The sequence below is a fragment of the Arthrobacter sp. CAN_A2 genome (assembly GCF_015752045.1).
Taxonomy (GTDB): Bacteria; Actinomycetota; Actinomycetes; order Actinomycetales; family Micrococcaceae; genus Arthrobacter_D.
In genome coordinates, this window is sequence record NZ_JADOUS010000003.1 from 243,582 (window position 1) to 266,095 (window position 22,514).

Consider the following 22,514-nt stretch of genomic DNA (forward strand, 5'->3'; position numbering starts at 1 on the left):
AGCGATGGCGGCGGCCGGGTCCACCGTGCCGCCGCCATGGCCTGTGTCCAGGGAGACCTGTTCAGTTGGCGGACACGGTTTCCCGTGCCTGCTGCGAGGCGGTCCAGGCCGCGTAGCTGCCGTCGAGTTCGACGACGTCGTAGCCGGCCCGGCGGAGGGCGCTTGCGGCGACCGAGTTCCTGAGTCCGCTCTGGCAGTAGCTGACGATGGTGCCGTCGGCGGGGAGTTCGTCGAGGTGCCACATGACGCGTCCGCCATTGAGCTGGTGGGCGCCCGGGATGTGTCCTGCGGTGTGTTCGGTGCGGTTCCGGACATCCAGCACCATGGCGGTGTCGAAACCCTCGAGCTCGGCGGGCTGGATCAGCTTCGGGGTGGTGGCGGGTAGTCCGTCGAGGCTGGTGACGTACCCGGCGACGTTATCGATACCGACGCGGACCAGGTGGTCCCACAGCTCCTGGGCCTGGTCCTGGCCGGAGGCGAGCAGGACCAGCGGGTTGTTGTCGGTCTCGGGGTTGACGACCCAGGCACCGTGTGTGGCGGGCGTGGGGCGTGCGGGGATGTTCAGGGACCCCGCCACGGTCCCGGTGTGCACCTCGTCGGCGGTGCGGGTGTCGATGAACGTGACCGTGTCCGCGGCAATACCCTTGGCGACGTCGTCCTGGTCGAGTTCGGTCAGGGGTGCGCGCTCGCCCATGATGGCGGGGCCGTCGCGGTTCTCGCGCTTCATCCGGCCGAAATAGGCGTGGGCGTCGGGCTGGCCGTCGAGGAGTTCGTCGATGAAGCCCTGCTCGTCGTTCGCCGCGAGGTAGGGGCCCCACCAGGAGTAGAGCCGCTCGTAGCCGACGGTGGAGGACGGGATCGCGCCCAGGGCCTTGCCGCAGGCGCTGCCGGCGCCGTGGGCGGGGTGGACCTGCACGTAGTCGGGCAGGGTCAGGAACTTCTCCTGCAGGCTCCGGAACAGCTGCTTCGCCCCCTCGAAGCGGGTATCGACGCCGCCCGCGGCTTCATCGAGGAGGTCGGGGCGGCCGAGGTCCCCGGAGAACACGAAGTCCCCTGAGAGCAGGTAGCCGGGCTGGTCGCTGAACGCGCCGTCGGTGACGAGGAAGGACAGGTGCTCGGGGGTGTGCCCGGGCGTATGGACGGCCTGGATGCTGATGTTGCCGACGGTGATCGCGTCGCCGTCGAACAGGCGGGTCCCGTCGAAGGCGTACTGCCAGTCCGGTCCGCCTTCGCCGGAGACGTAGATCGTCGCACCGGTGGCGGCGGCCAGTTCGCGGGTGCCCGAGAGGTAGTCCGCGTGGATGTGGGTCTCGGTGACGGCCACGATCCTCATGTTGTTCTTCGCGGCGAGGTCCTGGTAGACGGCGATGTCGCGGCGGCCGTCGACGACGACCGCCGTCCCGTTGGCCTGGCAGCCGATCAGGTAGCTGGCCTGGGCGAGGTCCTCGTCGTAAATGCGTTCGATCAGCATCGGGTACTCCTTCGGTCGGGGCGGTGCTCGATACCCCCTGGGGTATCTAGCTCTCCTTCAGCGTAATACCCCTAGGGGTATACCGCAAGTGGGCTGCGGCAGGTCGGGAACTGCTCGTGGGCCGGCGGCGGAGCCGGTCCACGATGGATGAGGGGGCGTGCCGCCGCCGCGCGTGCGGTCGATTCTCCGGCGGCGGCGTGCAGGTGACGCGGTGGCCGCAGCGGTACCACTCGGTGACCCCGCTCCGGACGTCCGCCGGTGCGGCGCCGGGCCGGAGGACCGCGAGTCCGTCGTCCGTGATGATGCGCAACGGTTCGGGCGGGTATCCCGCCTCAGGCCTGGTGCCGGGCTGCATCCGTGCGGAGTTTGTCCAGGTCCAGGTTCTTCACGCCCTGGACGACCTCCTCCAGCCCCGCGGCGTTCAGGGCCCCGGGCTGGGAGAAGACCAGTGTCTTGTCCTTGAAGGCCATCAGGGTCGGGATGGAGGTGATGCTCGCCGCTGCGGCGAGGGCCTGCTCGGTTTCGGTGTCCACCTTGGCGAAGACGATATCCGGGTGCCTTTCCGCGGCGGCTCCGTAGGTGGGGGCGAACATGCGGCAGGGGCCGCACCATGCTGCCCAGAAGTCGACGAAGACGATGTCGTTCTTCTCCAGGGTCTCAGCGAGGCTTTGTTCCGTGACGTCGATGGTTGTCATGGTCTTTTGTGTCCTTCCGGGTGTGGGACGGGGTGTCGTGGTGGTCCTGAGGGCTCAGGTGGTGGGGAAGCCCGCGCGGGTCCAGGCGGTCATGCCGCCGGCCATGGTGTCCGCGGTGAAGCCGGCACCGTTGAGGGCGTCGGCGACGCTGGCGGAGCGGTTTCCACTGCGGCAGACGGCGATGATCGGGATCGAGGGGTCCAGCTCGGGCAGGCGTGCCTGCAACTGGCCCATGGGGATGTGCAGGGCACCGGGAATCATGCCCTCCACGACCTCGAAGTCCTCGCGGACGTCGAGGATGCGGGCGGTAGGGCGTCGTTGTTCGGTTTCCGTGATGGTGATTTCAGCCATTGGATTCTCCTTCGAGGGTGGTGTTCTCAGCGGACGGTTTCGCCGGCTTGCCGCCAGGCTGTCATCCCGCCGCGGAGGGAGAAGGCTTCGTAGCCCTTGGCTGCCAGCAGTTGTGCCGCCGATGCGGAGCGGACTCCGGACTGGCACATGGCGATCACCGGCCGGCCCTGCGGGATTCCGGCAGTGCTTGCCTGGAGTCGGTCCAGGGGGACGTGCTTGGGCTTCGGTGCCCGACCGGAGCGCCATTCCTGGACTGACCGGACATCGACGAGGGTGGCGCCCGAGGACAGGAGCTCCTTGGCTTCGGCGACCGAGATCGTCCTGTAGGGCTTGGCGAAGGCTTTCTTCAGGGAATTCAAGAGGCCCATGGTGTTCTCCTATCGGTGAGGGGTCAGGCGGTGACAGTGCTGGCGGTGACCCACGCCGCCACGGCGAAGATGAGTGCCGCGAACGAGACGCGGATGTGTTTGTCCTTCAGTCGTCGGGCGAACCGGGCGGCGACCATCGAGCCGAGGATGGCCGGGACGGCGAAGGTCAGCGTGGTCGGCCAATCGATCGTGTATCCGGCGGCGTGGGCGCTGAAACCTGCGGCGGAGTTGATGACGATGATCGCCAGGGACGTGCCGACTGCCTGTTTCATGCGCAGGCCGAGGAAGATCGTCAGGGCCGGGGTGATGAGGAAGCCGCCGCCTACACCCAGCATGCCGGTGAGGAAGCCTACGAGCAGGCCCACTGCCACCGCCTTGGGTGCGCAGGTCCGGAAAGCCCGGGTGGGACCGGTGCTGCAGGAGCCCTCGCTCTCGCGGGTCGCGACGAGCATCCGGATGCCGGCGACCACCATGATCAGTGCGAATGCCAGCATCAGGATGTCGGGGTCCACGAGCCGGCCCACGGCCGCCCCACCCCAGGCCGCAGGGATGCCCGCTGCTCCGACCAGGGCGATCACGGGCCAGTTCAGGCCTTCGCGGATACGGGGCAGCAACGCGGCCAGGGAGGAGAGCCCCACGACCAGGAGCGAGGTCGGGATCGCCTGGGCCGGGCTCATGCCTATCCCGTACACCAGGGCCGGAACGGCGATGATCGACCCGCCGCCGCCCACTACGCCCAGGACGATACCGACGAGGAGCCCCAGGAGCAGGGCCGCAATCATGCCGCTGCGGCTCCGTCGGTCGCGGGAACGGGGAGCTGAAGGATGGCGCTCTCGCGGGTGGGTTCCGTCGTCGCCCTGTTCCAGGGCATCACCGAGAGGGCCTTGCCCATGGCGCAGGTGTTGGTTGCTGCGGAGAACGTCAGACCGGTACCGATGGCGCCGGCCAGGACGCGGACCTTCGGCGAGATGAACCGGCCTCCTGTCAGGCCCAGCATCACCAGCGAGCCCGCGGCCAGACGGACCTGGCGCTCCAGGTCCCAGCGGTCCCTGCCCTGGACGACGTCGCCGCCGGCGGCCGCGAAGCCGGGGGCCCCGCCCGTGAGGACGTAGGTGCTGTCCATGCCGGCCTTGCCGAGGCGTTGGCGTGCCTGCTCGGCGCGGACTCCGGATTGGCATACCAGGACCACGCGGGAGCCCAGCCGTGCGGCGAGTTCATCGGTGTGCTCGGACAGCAGCGGCAGGGGCACGTTGTAGGAGCCCTTGATGTGCATGGACTCGTACTCGGCGGCGGATCGAACGTCGATCACGATGAGGTCCTCGTGCTCGGTGATCCAGGTGCGCAGGGTCTCGGGAGCAAGGGCGGTGACGGCTGTGGCCGCGGTGGGGGAAGTCATTGCTGGCCTCTCGGTAGGGGGAAGATGAATACCCCCCCGAGTATCGCAGATACCCCCGGGGGTAGTCAAAATACCCCCTGGGGTATAAGGTACGGAGTCCCTCGACCTCGGAGAAAGGGTTCGCCATCATCGCCACGGGCCTGGAGCAGTGCCGCCTCCGGAAGGACGCGAGCATGGACAGGAAGGACCTCGAGAAGCTCTTCCTGTCCCTCGCCTGACAGCGCCCCGTCCGAGGATGCCCGGAGAGATCCTGAAAGGCACACGTCGCACGATCCTCCCTCGTTCACGGGCCGGGTCTCCGGGAGATCTTCCGGCCCGTCACCGCTGACCACCGCGCGGGCGGTTGGCGCCGCATCACCAAGCGTGCAAACCTAGGCGGATGAGCCCGCTCCAGGACATACCGACCACCACCGGCCCACTCTCCGCCTACGTGGCGCGACCCGACGGACCGGTGCGGGGCGGCCTCGTCCTCATCCATGAGGTGTGGGGACTCGTCTCCCACACCCGCGATGTCGCCGACCGCTTCGCCCGTGAAGGCTACGTCGTCGTCGCCCCCGATCTCCTGGCCGACCAGGGCATCACCGAGGAGACCACCGCAGGGCTCGGCGAGGCCCTCTTCGGGCCGGACGAGGCGGCCCGCAACGAGGCGCAGCCGAAGCTCCGGGCGCTTCTCGCGCCGCTGCAGAATCCCGAGTTCGGCGTGCTCACCACGGAGCGTGTCCGGGCCTGCTTCACCTTCCTGCACGACGACGCCGAGGTGGCAGGACGCGTGGGCATCACCGGTTTCTGCTTCGGCGGGACCTACAGCTTCTCGCTCGCCGTCCACGAGCCGCGCCTGCTCGCCTGCGCGCCGTTCTACGGCCATGCCGATTTCTCGGGCGAGGAACTCTCCCGGATCACGGCGCCCGTCCTCGCCTTCTACGGGGACGAGGACGGGGGCCTGATCGCCGGCCTGCCGGCGCTCGAGACGGCGATGGCGGAAGCGGGCGTGGATTTCACCGCCGTGGTGTACCCGGGGGCGGGCCACGCGTTCTTCAACGACTCGAACCGCTTCGCCTACCGCGCCGAGGCGGCCGAGGACGCCTGGACCCGGACCCTGGACTTCCTCGCACGGTACGTTGCCTGATCCGCAGAGTCTGAGCCGACGCGCTCGGCGTGAGGCGCCACCGCACCTCCGGCCCGAGTACCTCGGGCTGGTGTTCCTCGGCGGCATGGGCGGGACCCTCGCGCGGTTCGGGCTGTCCGAGGTTCTCCCGGAGACGGCGGGCCTCCCGGTCGACACCTTCCTGACCAACATCGCGGGGGCGTTCGCCCTCGGCCTGCTCCTCGAGGCACTGGCGCGGCGGGGGCCGGATGCGGGCCGGCGTCGCGCGGTCCGGCTCCTCTTCGGCACGGGCTTCCTGGGCGGCTTCACCACCTACAGTGCGCTCGCCGTCGACTCCGCGCTCCTCCTGGGCGGCGGGCGGGCCGCCGCGGGCCTCGCCTACCTCGCGCTGTCCGTCCTGGTGGGGCTCGGGGCGACGGCGCTCGGGGTCGTCGCGGGACACCTGGTCCGCCGCCGGTCCTCGGGACTCCCGGGAGGACGGCCGTGAGCCTCGCCGTGGTGCTCGCGCTCGGTGCCGCGGGCGGGCTGGGCGCGGTGGCGCGCTTCGTGCTCGACGGCGTCATCCGCGCTCCCCTCCGGGGTGTGGTCCCCATCGGCACCATGACCGTCAACATCAGCGGCTCGTTCCTGCTCGGTCTCCTCACTGCGCTGGGCATGATCTCCGTCCTCCCACCCGAGTGGACACTGATCTGGGGCGTGGGCTTCCTCGGCGGGTACACCACCTTCAGCACGGCGAGCAGCGAGACGGTGCGCCTGCTCCAGGCGGACCGCGTCGGTGCCGCCGTGCTCTCGGGAGCGGGCACGGCGCTCGCGGCGCTCGCGGCGGCCGCGCTGGGCCTGTCCGCCGGGCTGCTGCTCGCCTAGGCTGCAGCCATGAGCGCTCCCACCGGCCCGGTACCGCCCGTCCGTCAGCTGCGGCTCGTCGTGGAGGCAGAGGACTACGACGACGCCGTCGCCTTCTACCGGGACGTCCTCGGCATGCCCGAAGAGGCAGCGTTCCAGGGCGGGGGTGGTGCCCTGGTGACCATTCTCGATGCCGGCCGGGCCACCCTCGAGATCGCCAATCCCGCCCAGAAGCGCCTGATCGACGCCGTCGAAGCAGACGGTCGGCCCAGCCGCCGGATCCGCGTGGCCCTCGAAGTGGACGATGCCTCCGCGTCGACGGACCGGGCACGGAACGGCGGTGCGCAGGTCATCGCCGAACCGGTGGAGACACCCTGGCGCTCCCTGAACGCGCGGCTGGACGGGCCGGCAGGGCTTCAGCTGACCCTCTTCGAAAAGCTCGGCCCCGTCGCCGGCGGCGGGGACGCGGAGTCCACCGGCCGCGGGCCCGACGGCGCCGAATAGCCCCGGGCCTGCCGCCTGCCCGGCCCGACGTCCGCGGACTAGGCTGGAAGGGTGCCCAAGGAAACCTTCGACCTCCGTGCGATCGCCGTGGGCGCCTACGGTCCGTCGCTGCTGTACGGGGTGGCCACCGGCGCCATCCTGCCGGTCATCGCGCTCACCGCGCGCGACCTCGGTGCGGACGTGGCGACGGCGGCGCTGGTCATCACGCTCTCGGGCATCGGTTCCCTCGTCACGAACGTCCCGGCGACCCTGATCGCCACGCGGTTCGGCGAACGCACGGCGCTCGTGGGGGCGGCCCTCTGGTGCGCGGCGGCCATGTTCCTCGCGCTCGCGGCCCCGACTCTCCCCCTCTTCGCCGCCGCCGTCTTCATGGTGGGTATGGCGGGGGCGGTGTTCGGGCTGGCGCGCCAGAGCTACCTCACGGAGGCCGTGCCCGCGTACTTCCGCGCCCGCGCGCTGTCCACGCTCGGGGGCGTCACGCGCATCGGGGTCTTCGTCGGGCCCTTCGCGGCGGCCCTCGCGATGAGCGCCGTCGGTCTCGACGGCGCGTACTGGGTGGGCGGAGTGGCGAGCCTCGCCGCTGCGGCCCTGAGCTGGCGTGTCCCCGAACTCGACGCCCCGGGCCGGGTTGCGATGACGGCCCTGACCCCGATCGGGGCTGCGCTCGCGTCTCCGCCGACGGTGCGCTCCCTGATGCGCAGCCACGCCCGGGTCTTCCTCACCGTCGGGATCGGGGTCCTGCTGATCGCGGCGGTGCGGGCCACCCGGCAGGCGGTCCTGCCGCTGTGGGCCGAGAACATCGGCCTGGACGCGTCGGCCACGGCGCTGATCTACGGATTGTCGGGCGCGATCGACATGCTGATCTTCTATCCGTCCGGCAAGGTCATGGACGTCCGGGGCCGCCGCTGGATCGCGGTCCCGTGCATGCTCATCATGGGTGCGGCGCTCACGCTGCTGCCCCTGACCGTGGACGCGACCGGTCTGCTCCTGGTCGCCCTGCTCATCGGGTTCGGTAACGGCATCGGCTCCGGCATCGTCATGACGCTCGGAGCAGACTTCTCGCCGTCGCCCGGCCGGCCGCAGTTCCTCGGGATCTGGCGCCTGCTCACGGACTTCGGGACCATGGGCGGCCCCGGGCTGCTCGCCCTCGTGACTGCCCTCGCCACCCTGTCGGCCGGCATCTGGGCGACGGCGGTGCTCGGCTTCCTCGGGGCCGGGGTCCTCTGGTACTGGATCCCGCGGGCGGCCCCGGGATCGGCCGAACCGGCGCGTTCCCGGGGCTGACACGCAGGCCCACCGGGTGACCCCGTGGAGTGGGAGTGTTCGACCATGCCCACTCGGTGAAGCAGTTGAGTGGGATCAACGCGGCGGCTCGAAGGGTCAGCGGCTGCGCGGGGGAGCGGTCACGCGGGCCTGCGCGGAGAAGAGCCACCCCGCGGCGGCCGCGAGGGTGAAGCCGACGCCGATGATCCAGGTGAGCCCCCACCAGAAGAACAGCGGGACGTTCGCGGTGCCGGGCTCCGGGGCCGGCCCGATGGCCAGGACGGAGAGGTAGAGCACCAGGGAGACCAACAGGCCACCGATCCCCAGCACCCAGCACAGCACCAGCCAGCCGCGCCGGGACGCCCAGTGCGCGCCGAATCCGTGCCAGTTGTTCCAGTGGTCGCCGGTCCGCATGATGATGAGCCCGCCGATGAGCGTCCAGGTCCCGACGGCGAGGAGCGCTGCGACGACGTCCGCCGGACGGTGCCAGAGGTTGATGAACGTGGCCGCGCCCGCGAGGACGGAGTAGGCGCCGCCGGCGGCCGCGGCGAACGGCCTCCACCGGGGCGTCACGATGATGAAGACGGCGGCCGCGGCAGAGGCCGCGAGCGTCGTATGCCCTGAGGGTAATGAATTGAAGGCGAGCGTCTCCACGCCCCGGTCCGGGCGGTCGAACACGATGTTCTTGAGCAGCTGCGTCGTCAGGTTCGCGGCGAGGATGACGCCGACGGCGGTCACCGCGGCCGCGATACGCCTGCGCACCACGGCGACGAACAGGATCGCGGCCGCCGCGACGACCACCGAGACGAGCGGCAGGGTGTCGAGGAAGCGGAGGAACGGGAGCTGGGTGTCGGGCGCGGCGACGCCCGCCTCGCGCCACGCCGACTCGTCCGCGAACTGGCCCCTGGTGGTCCGGACGAAGGCCCAGTAGGTCCATCCGAGGGCCGAGGCGCAGAAGACAGCGGCCAGGACGAACAACAGCGGCGAGCGTGCTGCCCGCGCCGGTCCGGTGGAGGTTCGCTGGGACGTCATCCCGTCCATCGTTCCACACGATCCGTCCCGACCCGTCACCCTCCCGCGACCTCCCCGCGGGCGGGCGGCTCCCGTAGCCTGAGGGCGTGCGAACCTCGGACCAGCCCCTGCCGGACGCCCTCTCCCTGCCGCCCCTCGAGGAGGTGGCGGCCTCGGCGCGGGTCGTCTCGGTGCCCATGCGCGTGAAGTTCCGAGGTGTCCTCGTCCGTGAGGCCCTGCTGGTCCGGGGGCCGTCCGGCTGGGGGGAGTTCTGCCCGTTCCTGGAGTACGACGACGCCGAATCCGCCCCGTGGCTCGCCTGCGCCCTCGAAGCTGCCTGGCACGGCTTCCCGGACCCGGTCCGGTCCGCGATCCCGGTGAATGCGACGGTCCCGGCCGTCGGGGCCGCCGACGTCGAGGGGGTGCTGTCCCGTTTCGGCGAGGTGGGCGCGGTCAAGGTGAAGGTGGCCGAGCGGGGGCAGTCGCTCGCGGACGACGTCGCCCGGGTGGCCGAGGTGCGCCGCCTCCTGCCCGACGCCGGCATCAAGATCGACGCCAACGGCGGCTGGGAGGTGGCGGAGGCGCTGCGGGCCCTCGACGCCCTCGGACGGTTCGACCTGCAGTACGTTGAGCAGCCGGTCGCGGACATCCCCGGCCTCCGTGCCGTCCGGCTCGAACTGCGCCGCCGGGGGGAGGCGGTCCTCGTCGCGGCCGACGAGAGTGTGCGGCGCCAGGACGATCCGCTGCGGGTGGCACGCGAGGACGCCGCCGACGTCCTCGTCATCAAGGCACCACCGCTCGGCGGAGTGCGGCGGGCGCTGGACATCATCGACCGCGCCGGGCTGCCCGCCGTCGTGAGCTCCGCCCTCGACACCTCCGTGGGCATCCGCGCCGGGGTGGCCCTCGCCGCCGCTCTGCCGGCACTCCCGTATGCGTGCGGCCTGGCCACGGTCTCGCTCATGGCCGGCGACGTCGCCGAGCCGTCCCTCGTGGCCGAGCACGGGTACCTCCCGGTGCGCGACGTCGAGGTCCGGGAGGAGCGGCTGGAACGCTACGCCGCCGCGGGGGAGCGGCAGCGCTGGTGGCTGGACCGCCTGGCTCGGTGCTACGCCGTGCTCGCCGCGGCGCAGCAGCACTGACGTGTGTTCCGGTCCCGTTCACCCGGGGTTCACCGGCGTGCACCGCGGTTGTTCAGCTGCCCTCGACAGGGTGAGGACGAACGCTGTTCATCCTGTCGAGAGGTACCACCCCCATGACTGACACCACGCGCCGCCTGCTGCCCATGCTCGGCCACACCAAGGGAAAGCGCAGCGCCGTCACCTGCGCGCTGAAGTGCGACAACGCGTGCTCGGACGCTGTCTGCAACACCTCCGGCAACAACTACTTCCGCGACATCGTCTCGCGCGAGTTCTCCCGCCGCAGCGCCCTCGGCACGGGGGCGGCGGGTGCGCTGACGCTCCTCGTCGGTTCGCAGACCGGGGCCGGGTCCGCCGTCGCCGCGCCCGGTGGGTCGAGGGCGTCGAACGCGCTGGCCTTCAACGCCATCGCACCCGTGGACGCGCTGGTCGACGACATGACCGTGCCACAGGGCTACGGCTGGAAGCCCGTCATCCGGTGGGGCGATCCGCTCTTCCGCACGTCGCCGGCCTTCGACGCGAACAACCAGACCGCCGCCGCGCAGGCGCTGCAGTTCGGCTACAACTGCGACTACACCGACGTCCTCGAGATCGCCGGGAGCAAGGGCCGCCGCGCGGTCCTGTTCGCCAATCACGAGTACACGAACGAGAACATCATGGTGCCCCCGACGACGCCCGCGGCGGAGGTCCGTGGCATCGGCAAGGCGGCCCACGGGTTGTCCGTCGTCGAGCTCGAGCGCAAGAACAGGAACAAGCCCTGGTCCTACGTCCAGGGTGCCCCGCTCAACCGCCGCTACCTGACCACCACCCCCTACGAGGTGACCGGCCCGGCTGCGGGGTCGGACCTGCTCAAGACCAAGGACGATGCGGCCGGCCGCACCATCCTCGGCACCCTCGGCAACTGCGCCGGTGGAACCACCCCGTGGGGCACCATCCTCTCCGGCGAGGAGAACTTCAACGGCTACTTCGTGGCCGCCGGCACCAGCGACGGCGACCGCCGCTACGGCATCACCAGCAAGCCGACGGTGCGCGGCTGGGAGATCGACGAGCCGCGCTTCGACACCCGCAACGCGGGCTACGAGAACGAGAAGCACCGTTTCGGCTACATCGTCGAGGTGGACCCCTTCGACCCCACGTCGACGCCGAGGAAGCACTCCGCGCTGGGCCGCTTCAAGCACGAGGGCGCGAACGTGACCGTCGCCGCCGACGGGCGCGTCGTGGCCTACATGGGCGACGACGAGCGTTTCGACTACCTCTACAAGTTCGTGTCCACGAAGAAGGTCCAGCCGGGCGCGAGCCCCGCTGCACGCAAGGCCAACATGACCCTGCTGAGCGAGGGCTCGCTGTACGTGGCCCGCTTCCAGGGCAACTCCGTGGCCGAGATCAACGGCACCGGCACGCTCCCCTCCGACGGGGCGTTCGACGGCGTCGGCGAGTGGCTGCCGCTGCTCATCGACAACAAGTCCGTGGTCGCCGGCATGACCGCCGCCGAGGTCTCCGTCTTCACGCGCCTGGCCGCGGACAAGATGGGCGCGACCAAGATGGACCGGTGCGAGGACGTCGAACCGAATCCGCGGACCGGCAAGGTGTACGTGGCGTGCACCAACAACACGAACCGCGGCGTGGGCACCAACGCCGTCGCCGACGAGGCCAACCCCCGCACCGCGAACCGCGACGGACACGTCGTCGAGCTCACGGAAGCGGGCGGCAATGCCACCGGCACGCGCTTCACGTGGAACCTGCTGCTCGTTTGCGGCGATCCGGCCCGCAACCCCTCCACCTACTTCGCCGGCTACCCGACGGACAAGGTCTCCCCGATCTCCTGCCCCGACAACGTGGCCTTCGACTCGGCGGGCAACCTCTGGATCTCCACGGACGGCCAGCCGAGCACCGTGGGCTTCGCCGACGGCCTGTTCAAGGTGGGACTCGAGGGCGCCGAGCGCGGTCGCGTGCAGCAGTTCCTCGCCGTGCCCCGCGACGCCGAGACGTGCGGTCCGGTCATCCACGACCAGGACGGCACGGTGTTCGTCGCGGTGCAGCACCCCGGTGAGGACGGCAGCTGGGCCGCGCAGGCGTCGCTGTTCCCCGACTACGTGCCCCTGGGTGGCACCCCGCGGGCGGGCGAAGCCGCGCTGCCGCGCCCGTCGGTCGTCCAGGTCTACAAGGCGTCCGAGGGTCGCCGCGACGAGGACCACTCGGGCCGCGGCCGCGCACGCCAGGGCAAGCCGCGCCGCTAGGCGTCCGGCATGAGGGCTGAGGCGGCGGACAGCCGCTGATGCCACGATCCGACGCGACCCCACCCCCGGGTGGGGTCGCGTCCGTGTCGGGGTGGAAGGATGGAACGGTGACAGACATAGCGGCCGGACCCGCAGCGACGCCCCCCGTACCCCTCGACTCCGCGGCGTCGGCCGGGCACGCCGTCCGGGCCCTCGTGGCGGGCGGCGTGAGGGACGTCGTCGTCGCTCCCGGCTCGCGCAGCGCCCCCCTCGCCTACGCTCTGTCCGAGGCGGAGGACGCCGGCCTGGTGAGGCTGCATGTGCGGATCGACGAGAGGTCCGGTGCCTTCACCGCCCTCGGGCTGGCGCTCGGCGCCCAGCGTCCGGCGGCGGTGGTGACGACGTCGGGCACGGCCGTGGGTGAGCTCCTGCCCGCGATCATGGAGGCGAACCACGCCGCGGTGCCGCTCGTCGTCGTCTCCGCCGACCGGCCCGGCGAGCTGCGGGGCACCGGGGCCAACCAGACCACGGTGCAGCCGGATCTGTTCGGCGTGCACGTGCGCGCGGGCGCGGACGTCGGAGCGGGGGAGGACCCGAGCGGTGCGATCGGGGACGCCCTGCGCGCCGCGCTCGGCCACCCCGTGGAGGGCGTGCCCACCCGGCCGGCGGGCCCCGTGCACCTGAACCTCGCCTTCCGCGACCCGCTGGTCCCCGGTGGACGCGCGGATGAGCGCGCCCAGCACATCCGACCTCCCACCGCCGACCCCGCACCACGGGAGGAGCCGCGCGCCGCCCGCCCTGCGGACCCTCGGCAGTCCGGCAGCAGGACCGTCGTCGTCGCCGGTCACGGTGCGGGGGAGCTCGCCGCGGTCTTCGCCGCGCACCTCGACCTCCCGCTGCTCGCGGAGCCGTCCTCCAACGCCCGGTTCGGCAGCAGCGCCGTCGCCCCCTACCGGCTGCTCCTGGAGCACCTCGGCTCCGCCATCACGCGCGTGGTGGTCTTCGGGCGCCCCACGCTGTCCCGCCCGGTCACCGCACTGCTGGCCCGGCCCGACGTCGAGCACGCGCTGTACCTGCCGGTGCCCGTCGCCTGGTTCGAGGAGGGTCGGCGCCCCGAGCGCATCATCGACACCCTGCCGGAGCTGCTCGAGTTCGCGGGGCGCGGCGAGGAGGCCTGGCTGCAATCCTGGCGGGCGGCCGGGGCGGCGGCGGAGGCCGCGATCCAGTCGCTGCTGGAGGACGAGCAGTCCATCACCGGGCTGCAGGTGGCCGACGCCGTCTGGGAGCACACGGACGGCAACCTGGTGCTCGGCTCCTCCAATCCGATCCGGGACGTGGACCTCGTCGCCGCGACGGACTGGCACCCCCTGGAGGTCTTCGCCAACCGCGGGCTCGCCGGGATCGACGGCACCATCTCCACCGCGTCCGGTGTGGCCCTCGCCGCGGGCATCCCCACGCGCGCCCTCCTGGGGGACCTCACGTTCCTGCACGACGTCGGGGGCCTGCTGCTCGGCAGCGGCGAACCGCAGCCCGACCTGCAGCTCGTGGTCCTCAACGACGGCGGCGGCGGGATCTTCGGCCTGCTCGAGCACGGGGCGGAGAGCACGACGGCGCGCTACGGGACCGCCGTCGAGCGACTGTTCGGGACGCCGCACACCGTGGACATCGCCGCGCTCGCCGCCGCCTACGGGCTGCGCTACGAGCGGGCGACGACGCTGGCGGAGCTGGATACGGCGATGGAGCGGCCCATCAGGGGCCGCTCCATCCTGGAGGTCCGCACGGAGCGTTCGACGCTCCGTGACCTCCACGCCCGCGTCCGCCGGGCGGTGGCGTCCGCGGTGGGTCCTGCCTAGAGCACCTTCGAGAGGAACAGCTTCGTGCGCTCGTTCTGCGGGTTCCCGAGCACGTCCTCGGGCTTGCCCTGCTCCACGACGACGCCGCCGTCCATGAAGACCACGCGGTCGCCGACCTCGCGGGCGAAGCCCATCTCGTGCGTGACCACCATCATGGTCATGCCCTCCCTGGCCAGCTGCTTCATGACCTCGAGGACGTCACCGACGAGCTCCGGGTCCAGGGCACTGGTGGGCTCGTCGAACAGCATCATGTCCGGGTCCATCGACAGGGCGCGGGCGATCGCGACGCGCTGCTGCTGGCCGCCGGAGAGCTGCGCGGGGAAGGCGTCCGCCTTCTCCGCCAGACCCACCTTCTCGAGGTTCCGGTGGGCGACCTCGATCGCCTCGGCCTTGCCGCGCTTCTTGGCACGCTGCTGTGCGAGCGTCAGGTTCTTCAGGACGCTCAGGTGCGGGAAGAGGTTGAACTGCTGGAAGACCATGCCGATGCGCGTGCGCACGTCGTCGAGGTCCGTCTCGCCGTCCGTGATGTCGACGCCCTCCACCATGACCGTGCCGCTGGTGGGCTCCTCGAGCCGGTTGACGCAGCGGAGCAGCGTGGACTTGCCGGAGCCGGAAGGCCCGATGACGCACACCACCTCGCCGTGGTCCACGTGGAAGTCGATGCCCTTGAGCACCTCGTTGGTGCCGAAGTTCTTGCACAGCGCGCGGACCTCGATCGCGGGGACCGCCGTGGAATGCGCAGGAGCCGATGCTGGGTGGGACACCGGAATCACCGGCCTCTCTTGTTGTGTCGTTCGAGCTTCGCGACGAGCTGCGTCAGCGGCAGCGTGATCACCAGGTACAGCAGCGCGGCGACCACGAGCGGTGTCGCGTTGGCCTGGCTGGTGAGGGCGTCGCGCGAGAACGTGGTCAGCTCGCGGTCGCCGATGGCCATGCCCGCGATGAAGAGGAGCGACGTGTCCTTGATGAGGATGACCAGCTCGTTCGTCAGCGGGGGCGTGATGATGCGGAAGGCCTGGGGGAGGATGACGGTGACCATGGTCCACGGCCCGTTCATGCCGAGCGAGCGCGCCGCCTCGACCTGCCCCTTGGGCACGGCCTCGATGCCGGCCCGGATGGTCTCCGCGATGTAGGCGGACGAGACGATGATGAGCGCGATCAGGCCCGCACCGGCATTGCCGCCGGGTGCCCGCCACTGGAAGGCGATGGGGATGGCGTAGGCGAACCCGAAGATGACCAGCAGCGCCGGCAGCCCGCGGAACAGTTCGATGTAGCCGGTCGCGAACCAGCGGTACGGGAGCACCGGGGAGAGTTTCATGAGCGCCAGCAGGAGGCCGAGCAGCAGCCCTCCGACGAAGGCGATGGCCGTGTACACGACCGTGTTCTTCGCCGCGATCGTGACGATCTCGGGGAAGACATCCAGGGCGACGTCGAGGTCGAAGAAGTACGCCCGGATCGTCGCCCAGTCGGCGGCGAGGAGCACGAAGACGACGACGGCGGCGAAGACCGCGTAGAGGACGCCTTGGGTGAGGCGTCTGCGGGTTGAACGTTTCACGCGGGGGTCTACCTTCCTTCGGGAGGTGGCACCCGTGCGGCCCCGGAGTCGTCGGACATCCGGGGCCGCACAGGCAGGGCTGGGCTACTCCGCGAAGTAGGTGTCGTAGATTTCCTGGTACTTGCCGTTGTCGCGCAGCGTGCCCAGCTGCTCGTTGACGGCGGCGACAAGCTCCTCGCTGCCGGTCTTGGCCATGATGAAGCCGTACTGCTCGTCGGTCGGCAGCTCCTCGGCGATCGTGAACGCGCCGTCCTCGGTGTGGCCGATGTTCACGGGCAGGTCCTGCAGCAGGGCGTCGACGTTCCCGGCCTGGATGGCGGCATACATCTCGGCGTCGGAGGGGAACTGGACCAGTTCCGCTTCGGGTGCGTTCTCCGCGGCGTAGGTGGCGCCGGTGGTGCCCTGCTGGACACCGACCTGCTTGCCGGCGAGATCGTCGATCGAGGCGATGTCCGAGTCGGTCGGCACGAGGATGGACTGCAGGGAGTCGTAGTACGGGTCCGAGAACGTGAGGTTCGCCTTGCGCTCCTCGGTGATGGTCACGGCGCTGGCGCCGATGTCGCACTGGCGGGCTCCGAGGACGGCGCCGCTCTGGAGGCCGTCGAAGCCGACGTCCTGCACGGAGAGCTCGAGGCCCATGCCCGAGGCGATCTCCTTCATCAGGTCCATGTCGAAGCCGGTGTACTCGCCGTTCTCCTCGAACTCGAAGGGCGGGTAGGGGATGTCCGAGCAGACGGTGAGCGAGCCCTCGGAGACGAGGTTCAGGCCGCTCGCCTCCTCGGAGGAGGCGTCGTCGGAGCCTCCGCCGCAGGCGCTCAGCGCGAGTGCGCCGGCGGCCATGGCGGCGAGCAGTGCTGATTTCTTGGAAAGCATGGGTACCTCACTTGGGCGGACGGGGGTGGGACGGGGAACGGTCCTGCTGATTCTAGCGTCAGGGAGAGGTGCATCACAGGCTACAGGGATTGCCTATCGGTAACCTGGGCCCGGTTATCGGGACAGCCCGAGGGCCTCGATCATCGGCCGGAACTTGCTCCACGTCTCCGCGAGTTCCGCCTCGGGCTGCGACCCCTCGACGATCCCACACCCGGCGTAGAGCCGCACGCGCGTGGGCGTCTCGACGACGGCGCCGCGGAGGGCGATGCCCCACTCGCCGTTGCCCCCGGCGTCGATCCAGCCCACCGGCCCGGCGTAGGGGCCGCGCTGCAGGTGCTCGAGTTCGCGGATGAGCGCCCCGGCGACCGTCGTGGGGGTGCCGCAGACCGCGGCGGTGGGATGGAGGGCCTGGACGAGGGCCAGCGACGTCGGCACGCGGCCGTCGTCGTCCACAGCCAGCTGCGCCGTGACGTCCGAGGCGAGGTGCCACACGTTGGGCAGCTGCAGCACGAACGGCTCGCTGTGGGAGGTCATGGAACTCGTGAACGGCTGGAGCGTCTCGGTGAGCGAGTCGATCGCGATCTGGTGCTCGTGCAGCTGCTTCTCGGACCCCGCGAGCACGCGGTCGGCGTAGCCGGGGTCGTCGGCGGGGGCGTTGGCCCGGTCCAGCGTCCCGGCGAGCACGCGGGCGCGGGCCGTGTTGTTCTCCACCTTGATGAGCATCTCCGGCGTCGACCCGATCAGGCCGTCCACGGCGTACGTCCAGCAGTCCTCGTACCGCACCGCCAGTTCACGCAGGACCTGCGCCGTGGCCATCGGCGTCTCGAGGTGCGCGACGACGTCCCGCGCCAGCACCAGCTTGCTCAGCTCGCCGGCCTGCACGTGCTTCACGCCCTCGGCGACCGCGCGTTCGTACTGGTCCTCGCTGAGCACGCCCGGGCCGAGGTGATCGCCCGGGCTGGGGGAGCGCCCGGGATCGGGTTCCACGAGGTAGGCGGCGAGCGCCGCTTCCGCGGCCTCCGCACTCAGCTCGGCCTCGGCGTCGTCGGTGATCAGGGTCAGCCAGGTCCGGCCCTCGCTGCAGCCCACCACCACTTCGGGGACGATCAGGCGTGACTCGTGCTGCGAGGTCTTGGAGAAGGCGAAGGAGCCGAAGGCGATCAGGCCCGTGCCGGGGACCCCGAGATCGTCCAGCACCTCCGCGCCGGCGAGTTCGCTACGCCACCATTCCTGGGCCAGCGTGAAGCGGTCCGGGCCGGTGACGGTGAACCGGGCGGTCTCGCCGTAGGCCACGAGTCCGCCTCCACGGCGGATCCAGGTATGGACGTCGTTGCGGACCACGTGGTCGAGGAGGCCCGTCTGCGGGTCCATGTCCGCCCGTGCCACGGTGATGCTGCGGAGTCCGCGGGACTGTCCGGGCGCAGGGGGCAGCGCAGTGAGGGACGGAGTGCTCATGATGCCTCAAGCGTACTCCGCGGCGTCGGGCCGCATTCGTGCGGGTCCGTGAGGTTCGGCACGTCGGGCGGACACCGGTCCGGCGATGGGAGTTTGTTTGAGACAATGGGCGAGTGAATCGTGCATCGCTGGAGAAGCGGCCTGACGAAGTAGCAGCCATGTTCGACGACGTGGCGCCCAAGTACGACGTCGTCAACGACGTCCTGTCGATGGGGCAGACGCGCCGGTGGCGCCGCATCGTCGTGGACGCCGTCGGCGCGGAGCCGGGCCAGCGCGTCCTGGACCTCGCGGCCGGCACCGGCACCTCGAGCGAGCCGTACGCGGACGCGGGCATCGACGTCGTCGCCTGCGATTTCTCGCTCGGCATGCTGAAGGTGGGCAAGCGACGCCGCCCGGACATCGACTTCGTGGCAGGGGACGCCACCAACCTCCCCTTCGCGGACAACTCCTTCGACGCGTGCACCATCTCCTTCGGCCTGCGCAACGTGAACGAGCCGAAGAAGGCGCTCGCGGAGATGCTGCGGGTGACGCGGCCGGGCGGACGCCTGGTCATCGCCGAGTTCTCCCAGCCCACCGTCGCGCTCTGGCGCACCACCTACACCGAGTACCTCATGCGCGCGCTCCCCGCGATCGCCCGCAAGGTCAGCTCCAATCCCGACGCCTACGTGTACCTCGCCGAGTCCATCCGGGCCTGGCCGGACCAGGACCAGCTCGCCGCCTGGATCGCCGACAGCGGCTGGAACGACGTCGCGTACCGGAACCTCAATGGCGGCATCGTCGCCGTGCACCGCGCCACGAAGGCCCCCGCGGCACCGGGCGAGGAACCGCTCCTGCCCGGCCAGGTGCGGTTGAGCCGCCGGACGTCGGCGGTCGGCTAGATGTCGGTCCTCATCGTCGGGGCCGGCCCCGCGGGTTCCACGGCCGCCTACTACCTCGCGAGTGCCGGGATCGAGGTGACCGTCCTCGAGAAGACCTTCTTCCCCCGGGAGAAGGTCTGCGGCGACGGCCTGACGCCCCGCGCCACGCGGGAACTGCAGCTCCTCGGCCTGCCGCATGATGAGAGCGAGGGCTGGCGTCGCAACCGCGGGCTCCGCCTGATCGCCGGCAAGCGCACCGTCGAGGTGCCCTGGCCCGAGCTCAGCGACTTCCCCGACTACGGCCTGGTCCGCACGCGCCTCGGGTTCGACGAGGCCCTCGCCCGGCACGCCCGCTCCGCCGGCGCCACGATCCTCGAGGGCCACTCCGTGTCCTCCGCCGTCCGGGACGAGACCGGACGCGTCACGGGCGTCACCGTGAACCTGCTCGACGCCGACGGCCGCAAGACGGGCGAGACCCGCACCTTCACGGCCGACGTCGTCCTCGCCGCCGACGGCAACTCGACCCGGACCGCCGTCAGCCTCGGGATGCAGAAGCGCGACGACCGCCCGCTCGGCGTCGCCGTCCGCACCTACTTCACGAGCCCCCGCACGGACGACGACTGGATGGAGGGCTGGCTCGAGCTGCCGGACGCCACCGGGAAGCCTCTGCCCGGGTACGGCTGGGTGTTCGGCGTCGGCGACGGCACCTCCAACGTAGGCCTCGGCATCCTGAACTCCTCCGCCGAGTTCGGCAAGCTGGACTACAAGCAGGTGCTGCGGGACTGGACCGCCGGGATGCCCCCCGAGTGGGGGTTCACGCCGTCGAACATGGTGGGCGGGATCCGCGGCGCGGCGCTGCCCATGGGCTTCAACCGGACCCCTCACTACAGCCCGGGGCTCCTGCTCCTCGGCGACGCCGGCGGCATGGTGTCCCCGTTCAACGGCGAGGGCATCTCCTACGCGATGGAGTCCGCCCGCTACGCCGCGGAGTTCATCGAACGTGCGCAGGGCGTGGCATCGCCACTCGGCCGCGACCAGGTGATGTCCGGGTACGCGCCCTACATCCGGGAGCAGTGGGGGAGCCACTTCACGCTCGGCCGCATCTTCGCGCAGCTGATCGGTAAGCCCGCCATCCTCTCCCTGGCCCTGCGCACGGGCATGCCCGTCCCCATCCTCATGCGCTTCGTGGTGCGCATGCTCGCGAACCTGACGGATGCCGGCGGCCGGGGCTTCGAGGACCGCGTCATCCACCTGCTCGAGTCGCTCGTGCCGGCCACCTCCAACCAGCCTTCCGTGGCCGTTCACCTGCGTGCGCAAAGCGCCGCTTCACTTCGTTAGTCTTAGACCGTGACACACTCCTTCGACTCCGGGTGGACCAGCGTGGGCCTGAACAGCGCGCTGGATACGGCGGACACCCCCGGCGACGCCCTGCGCCTGCCTCCCGGCTTCGCCCTCATCGCCGAGGATCCGGAGCTCGGACCGTCCGTCTCGTCCTGCCTGGCCGAGGTGGAGAAGCAGCTCCGCAGCGCCATCGCCAACTCGGACCCGCTGGCCGACGCGACGAGCCGCCACCTCGTGGAGGCCGGCGGCAAGCGCATCCGCCCGCTCCTGACGATCCTCGCCTCGCACCTCGGCAACCCGACCCGGGCCAAGGTGGTCCAGGCCGCCGTCGTCGTCGAACTGACCCACCTCGCCACGCTCTACCACGACGACGTCATGGACTCCGCCCCGTACCGCCGCGGAGCCCCGACCGCACACGAGGTGTGGGGCAACTCGGTCGCCATCCTCACCGGGGACCTGATCTTCGCCCGGGCGTCGATCCTCGTCTCCGAACTCGGCGGCGAGGCCCTCGGTATCCAGGCCCGCACCTTCGAGCGGTTGTGCCTCGGCCAGCTCCACGAGACCGTGGGCCCGCGCGACGGCCAGGACGCCCTCGAGCACTACCTCTCGGTGATCGCCGACAAGACCGGCTCGCTCGTGGCCGCGTCGGGGCAGCTCGGCGCCCTCTTCGCGGACACCCCGCGGGAGGTCATCGACATCATGGTCTCCTACGGCGAGAAGGTCGGCGTCGCGTTCCAACTGGCCGACGACGTCATCGACGTGACCGGCCGCAAGGTGAAGTCCGGCAAGGCGCCCGGGACGGATCTCCGCGAGGGCGTCCCGACCCTGCCGGTCATCCTGCTGCGCCGCGCCGCGGCCGCGGGCGACCCGTCGGCGGCCGACGTCGTCGCGCTCGTCGACAGTGACCTGTCCTCCGACGAGGCCCTCGCCGCCGCAGTCACCGCGGTGCGCGAGCACCCGCAGACGCAGGAGGCGTGGGCCGTGGCCCAGCAGTGGGCGGACGACGCCGTGGAGGCGCTCGACCCCCTCCCGGACAGCGTGGTCAAGCAGGCGCTGGCGAGCTTCGCGCAGGCCGTCGTCAGCCGGGACGTCTAGCCCGGACCGGCTGTCGTTCCCGGCTTCGCCGAATCCCGCGGCGGTTCAGCGGCGTGTCGTAACGGGACACGCTCCGTAATCCTCGAAGGAGCACCTGCGTCCCTGGGTGGGGTGGCGCCGACCCCCGGCAGATCACAGGTGTGTCGCGGGACGACACACCGTGGTGGACCAGAGGGCAGGAACGACGGCAGGCTAGCGGGGCAGGAACGCCCTCAGCTCGTCGGCCTTCCGCGCCCTGATCTCCGGGTCCACGATCGGCCGCTTCGGCGTGAAGTAGAAACCGTCGTCGTGCCAGCGCGGCAGGACGTGCTGGTGGTAGTGCCACACGTGCTGGCTGCCGGCCGGCTCGTTGTGCTGCCGGGTCGAGATGCCGTCGGGCTCCCACGCGAGCTTGATGGCGATCGCGATGTCGCGGGTCAGCGTCATGATGCGGGCGGCGGCGGCATCCGGCAGTTCGTACAGCAGCTCGACGTGCTCCCGCGGGGTGACCAGGACGTGGCCGGGATTCGGGTCGAAGCCGTGCGAGGCGATGAACGCGAGGGCGAGGTCGTCGGCGTAGATGACGTCACCCGGGCGGCAGAGGTTCCTGACGTTACCGAAGTCCGACCGTGCGAGGTCGCAGAACGGGCACCGGTACCCCTCCGGGGCGTGGTGGGCGAACTGCATCAGTCCTCGTCGCCCTCCTCGAAGACCCACTCGAACAGATCGAGCACGTACTCGCTGAAGGTGCCCTCCTCGCTCTGCCATTCGCCGCGGACGTTGTTGCGCCGCCAGACGATCGGGTCGGGGACGTCCAGCTGGTCCGCCCGCATACCCCAGGTGTACTCCTCGTTCTCGTCCTCGAGGAACAGCAGGAAGCCGTCCTCGATCTCGAGCTCGTCGGGATCCCAGAAGAAGTGGAAGGCCTCCATGATGTCCTCGGTGGCACCCACGGCACGGTAGAAGTCGCGCAGGGCCAGGGGCAGGTCGAAGTCCTTGCCCTCGAGCATCTCGGCCAGCTCGTCGTCGGACAGGCCGTCTTCCTCGGCCCACTCGTCCTCGAAGTACTGGGGCACCAGGGCGCGGAATTTGTCGGAAAACAGCTCAGTCACAAGTACTCCAGGAGTGGGGTGGGGGGATACCCCCA

The 22,514-nt window shown here is 70.8% G+C and carries 24 protein-coding genes and 1 pseudogene; 12 read left to right on the forward strand and 13 right to left on the reverse strand.

What is annotated here, in order from left to right:
- Positions 1-61: 61 nt before the first annotated feature.
- The 6 genes from IWX63_RS05550 to IWX63_RS05575 form a co-directional block, all read right to left on the reverse strand.
- A complete protein-coding gene (locus tag IWX63_RS05550; protein WP_199277151.1) occupies positions 62-1,471 on the reverse strand; it encodes an MBL fold metallo-hydrolase in 1,410 nt (469 codons plus the stop codon).
- A gap of 332 nt (positions 1,472-1,803) precedes the next feature.
- Positions 1,804-2,166, reverse strand: a complete 363-nt coding sequence (locus IWX63_RS05555; RefSeq protein ID WP_199277152.1) for a thioredoxin family protein — start codon at positions 2,164-2,166, stop codon at positions 1,804-1,806.
- Positions 2,167-2,220: 54 nt separating this feature from the next.
- Positions 2,221-2,517 carry a rhodanese-like domain-containing protein gene (locus tag IWX63_RS05560; protein ID WP_199277153.1) on the reverse strand — a complete coding sequence of 99 codons (297 nt, stop codon included), beginning with the start codon at positions 2,515-2,517 and terminating at the stop codon, positions 2,221-2,223.
- Between the two features lie 26 nt (positions 2,518-2,543).
- A complete protein-coding gene (locus tag IWX63_RS05565; protein ID WP_199277154.1) occupies positions 2,544-2,885 on the reverse strand; it encodes a rhodanese-like domain-containing protein in 342 nt (113 codons plus the stop codon).
- A gap of 23 nt (positions 2,886-2,908) precedes the next feature.
- Complete coding sequence (locus tag IWX63_RS05570) at positions 2,909-3,667, reverse strand: sulfite exporter TauE/SafE family protein (RefSeq protein WP_199277155.1); 759 nt, start codon at positions 3,665-3,667, stop codon at positions 2,909-2,911.
- Entirely contained in the window at positions 3,664-4,281 is a 618-nt protein-coding gene (locus tag IWX63_RS05575; protein WP_199277156.1) for a rhodanese-like domain-containing protein, read from the reverse strand. Before IWX63_RS05575 ends, IWX63_RS05570 begins: the two co-directional genes overlap by 4 nt.
- Positions 4,282-4,394: 113 nt before the next feature.
- On the opposite strand from IWX63_RS05575, the pseudogene IWX63_RS16740 reads away from it, so the two are divergent.
- The 6 genes and pseudogenes from IWX63_RS16740 to IWX63_RS05600 form a co-directional block, all read left to right on the forward strand.
- A pseudogene (locus IWX63_RS16740) lies at positions 4,395-4,499 on the forward strand (cytoplasmic protein); the annotation flags it as partial.
- Positions 4,500-4,660: 161 nt separating this feature from the next.
- Entirely contained in the window at positions 4,661-5,407 is a 747-nt protein-coding gene (locus tag IWX63_RS05580) for a dienelactone hydrolase family protein (protein WP_199277157.1), read from the forward strand.
- Positions 5,400-5,873 (forward strand): fluoride efflux transporter FluC, encoded by a 474-nt coding sequence (locus tag IWX63_RS05585; protein WP_334685659.1) that lies wholly within the window; start codon positions 5,400-5,402, stop codon positions 5,871-5,873. The genes IWX63_RS05580 and IWX63_RS05585 overlap by 8 nt, the downstream gene beginning before the upstream one ends.
- The gene (gene crcB / locus IWX63_RS05590) at positions 5,870-6,250 is read left to right on the forward strand and encodes a fluoride efflux transporter CrcB (protein ID WP_199277158.1); all 381 of its coding nucleotides are present in this window, start codon (positions 5,870-5,872) and stop codon (positions 6,248-6,250) included. Before IWX63_RS05585 ends, crcB begins: the two co-directional genes overlap by 4 nt.
- A 9-nt stretch (positions 6,251-6,259) precedes the next feature.
- Complete coding sequence (locus IWX63_RS05595) at positions 6,260-6,733, forward strand: VOC family protein (protein WP_199277159.1); 474 nt, start codon at positions 6,260-6,262, stop codon at positions 6,731-6,733.
- Positions 6,734-6,784: 51 nt separating this feature from the next.
- The gene (locus IWX63_RS05600; protein WP_199277160.1) at positions 6,785-8,017 is read left to right on the forward strand and encodes an MFS transporter; all 1,233 of its coding nucleotides are present in this window, start codon (positions 6,785-6,787) and stop codon (positions 8,015-8,017) included.
- Positions 8,018-8,113: 96 nt separating this feature from the next.
- Here IWX63_RS05600 and IWX63_RS05605 read toward each other — a convergent pair whose 3' ends face one another.
- Complete coding sequence (locus IWX63_RS05605) at positions 8,114-9,028, reverse strand: phosphatase PAP2 family protein (protein WP_199277161.1); 915 nt, start codon at positions 9,026-9,028, stop codon at positions 8,114-8,116.
- A gap of 176 nt (positions 9,029-9,204) precedes the next feature.
- Here IWX63_RS05605 and IWX63_RS05610 point away from each other — a divergent pair, with 176 nt between their 5' ends.
- The 3 genes from IWX63_RS05610 (at position 9,205) to menD (ending at position 14,212) form a co-directional block, all read left to right on the forward strand.
- Positions 9,205-10,146 carry an o-succinylbenzoate synthase gene (locus IWX63_RS05610; protein WP_442859103.1) on the forward strand — a complete coding sequence of 314 codons (942 nt, stop codon included), beginning with the start codon at positions 9,205-9,207 and terminating at the stop codon, positions 10,144-10,146.
- Positions 10,147-10,259: 113 nt separating this feature from the next.
- Entirely contained in the window at positions 10,260-12,380 is a 2,121-nt protein-coding gene (locus tag IWX63_RS05615) for a PhoX family protein (RefSeq protein WP_199277162.1), read from the forward strand.
- A 107-nt stretch (positions 12,381-12,487) separates the two neighbouring features.
- Entirely contained in the window at positions 12,488-14,212 is a 1,725-nt protein-coding gene (gene menD, locus IWX63_RS05620) for a 2-succinyl-5-enolpyruvyl-6-hydroxy-3-cyclohexene-1-carboxylic-acid synthase (RefSeq protein WP_334685661.1), read from the forward strand.
- Here the strand turns inward: menD and IWX63_RS05625 are convergent.
- The 4 genes from IWX63_RS05625 to IWX63_RS05640 all read right to left on the reverse strand — a co-directional run bounded on the left by IWX63_RS05625 (position 14,209) and on the right by IWX63_RS05640 (position 18,095).
- Positions 14,209-14,976 (reverse strand): amino acid ABC transporter ATP-binding protein, encoded by a 768-nt coding sequence (locus IWX63_RS05625; RefSeq protein ID WP_334685662.1) that lies wholly within the window; start codon positions 14,974-14,976, stop codon positions 14,209-14,211. The genes menD and IWX63_RS05625 overlap by 4 nt on opposite strands.
- A gap of 5 nt (positions 14,977-14,981) precedes the next feature.
- A complete protein-coding gene (locus IWX63_RS05630) occupies positions 14,982-15,767 on the reverse strand; it encodes an amino acid ABC transporter permease (RefSeq protein ID WP_199277164.1) in 786 nt (261 codons plus the stop codon).
- Between the two features lie 84 nt (positions 15,768-15,851).
- Positions 15,852-16,640, reverse strand: coding sequence for a transporter substrate-binding domain-containing protein (locus tag IWX63_RS05635; protein WP_199277165.1), 789 nt, complete (start codon positions 16,638-16,640; stop codon positions 15,852-15,854).
- Between the two features lie 114 nt (positions 16,641-16,754).
- Entirely contained in the window at positions 16,755-18,095 is a 1,341-nt protein-coding gene (locus tag IWX63_RS05640) for an isochorismate synthase (RefSeq protein WP_199277166.1), read from the reverse strand.
- A gap of 113 nt (positions 18,096-18,208) precedes the next feature.
- Here IWX63_RS05640 and IWX63_RS05645 point away from each other — a divergent pair, with 113 nt between their 5' ends.
- From IWX63_RS05645 to IWX63_RS05655, 3 genes are read left to right on the forward strand one after another with little or no spacing between them, the layout of a single operon-like run.
- The gene (locus IWX63_RS05645) at positions 18,209-18,973 is read left to right on the forward strand and encodes a demethylmenaquinone methyltransferase (protein WP_199277167.1); all 765 of its coding nucleotides are present in this window, start codon (positions 18,209-18,211) and stop codon (positions 18,971-18,973) included.
- On the forward strand, positions 18,974-20,290 hold the full coding sequence (locus IWX63_RS05650; protein ID WP_199277168.1) for a geranylgeranyl reductase family protein: 1,317 nt from the start codon (positions 18,974-18,976) through the stop codon (positions 20,288-20,290).
- Positions 20,291-20,299: 9 nt separating this feature from the next.
- A complete protein-coding gene (locus IWX63_RS05655) occupies positions 20,300-21,388 on the forward strand; it encodes a polyprenyl synthetase family protein (protein WP_199277169.1) in 1,089 nt (362 codons plus the stop codon).
- Positions 21,389-21,580: 192 nt separating this feature from the next.
- Here the strand turns inward: IWX63_RS05655 and IWX63_RS05660 are convergent, their stop codons facing one another.
- Positions 21,581-22,054, reverse strand: a complete 474-nt coding sequence (locus tag IWX63_RS05660; protein WP_199277170.1) for an HIT family protein — start codon at positions 22,052-22,054, stop codon at positions 21,581-21,583.
- The gene (locus tag IWX63_RS05665) at positions 22,054-22,479 is read right to left on the reverse strand and encodes a hypothetical protein (RefSeq protein ID WP_199277171.1); all 426 of its coding nucleotides are present in this window, start codon (positions 22,477-22,479) and stop codon (positions 22,054-22,056) included. The genes IWX63_RS05660 and IWX63_RS05665 overlap by 1 nt, the downstream gene beginning before the upstream one ends.
- Positions 22,480-22,514: the final 35 nt, after the last annotated feature.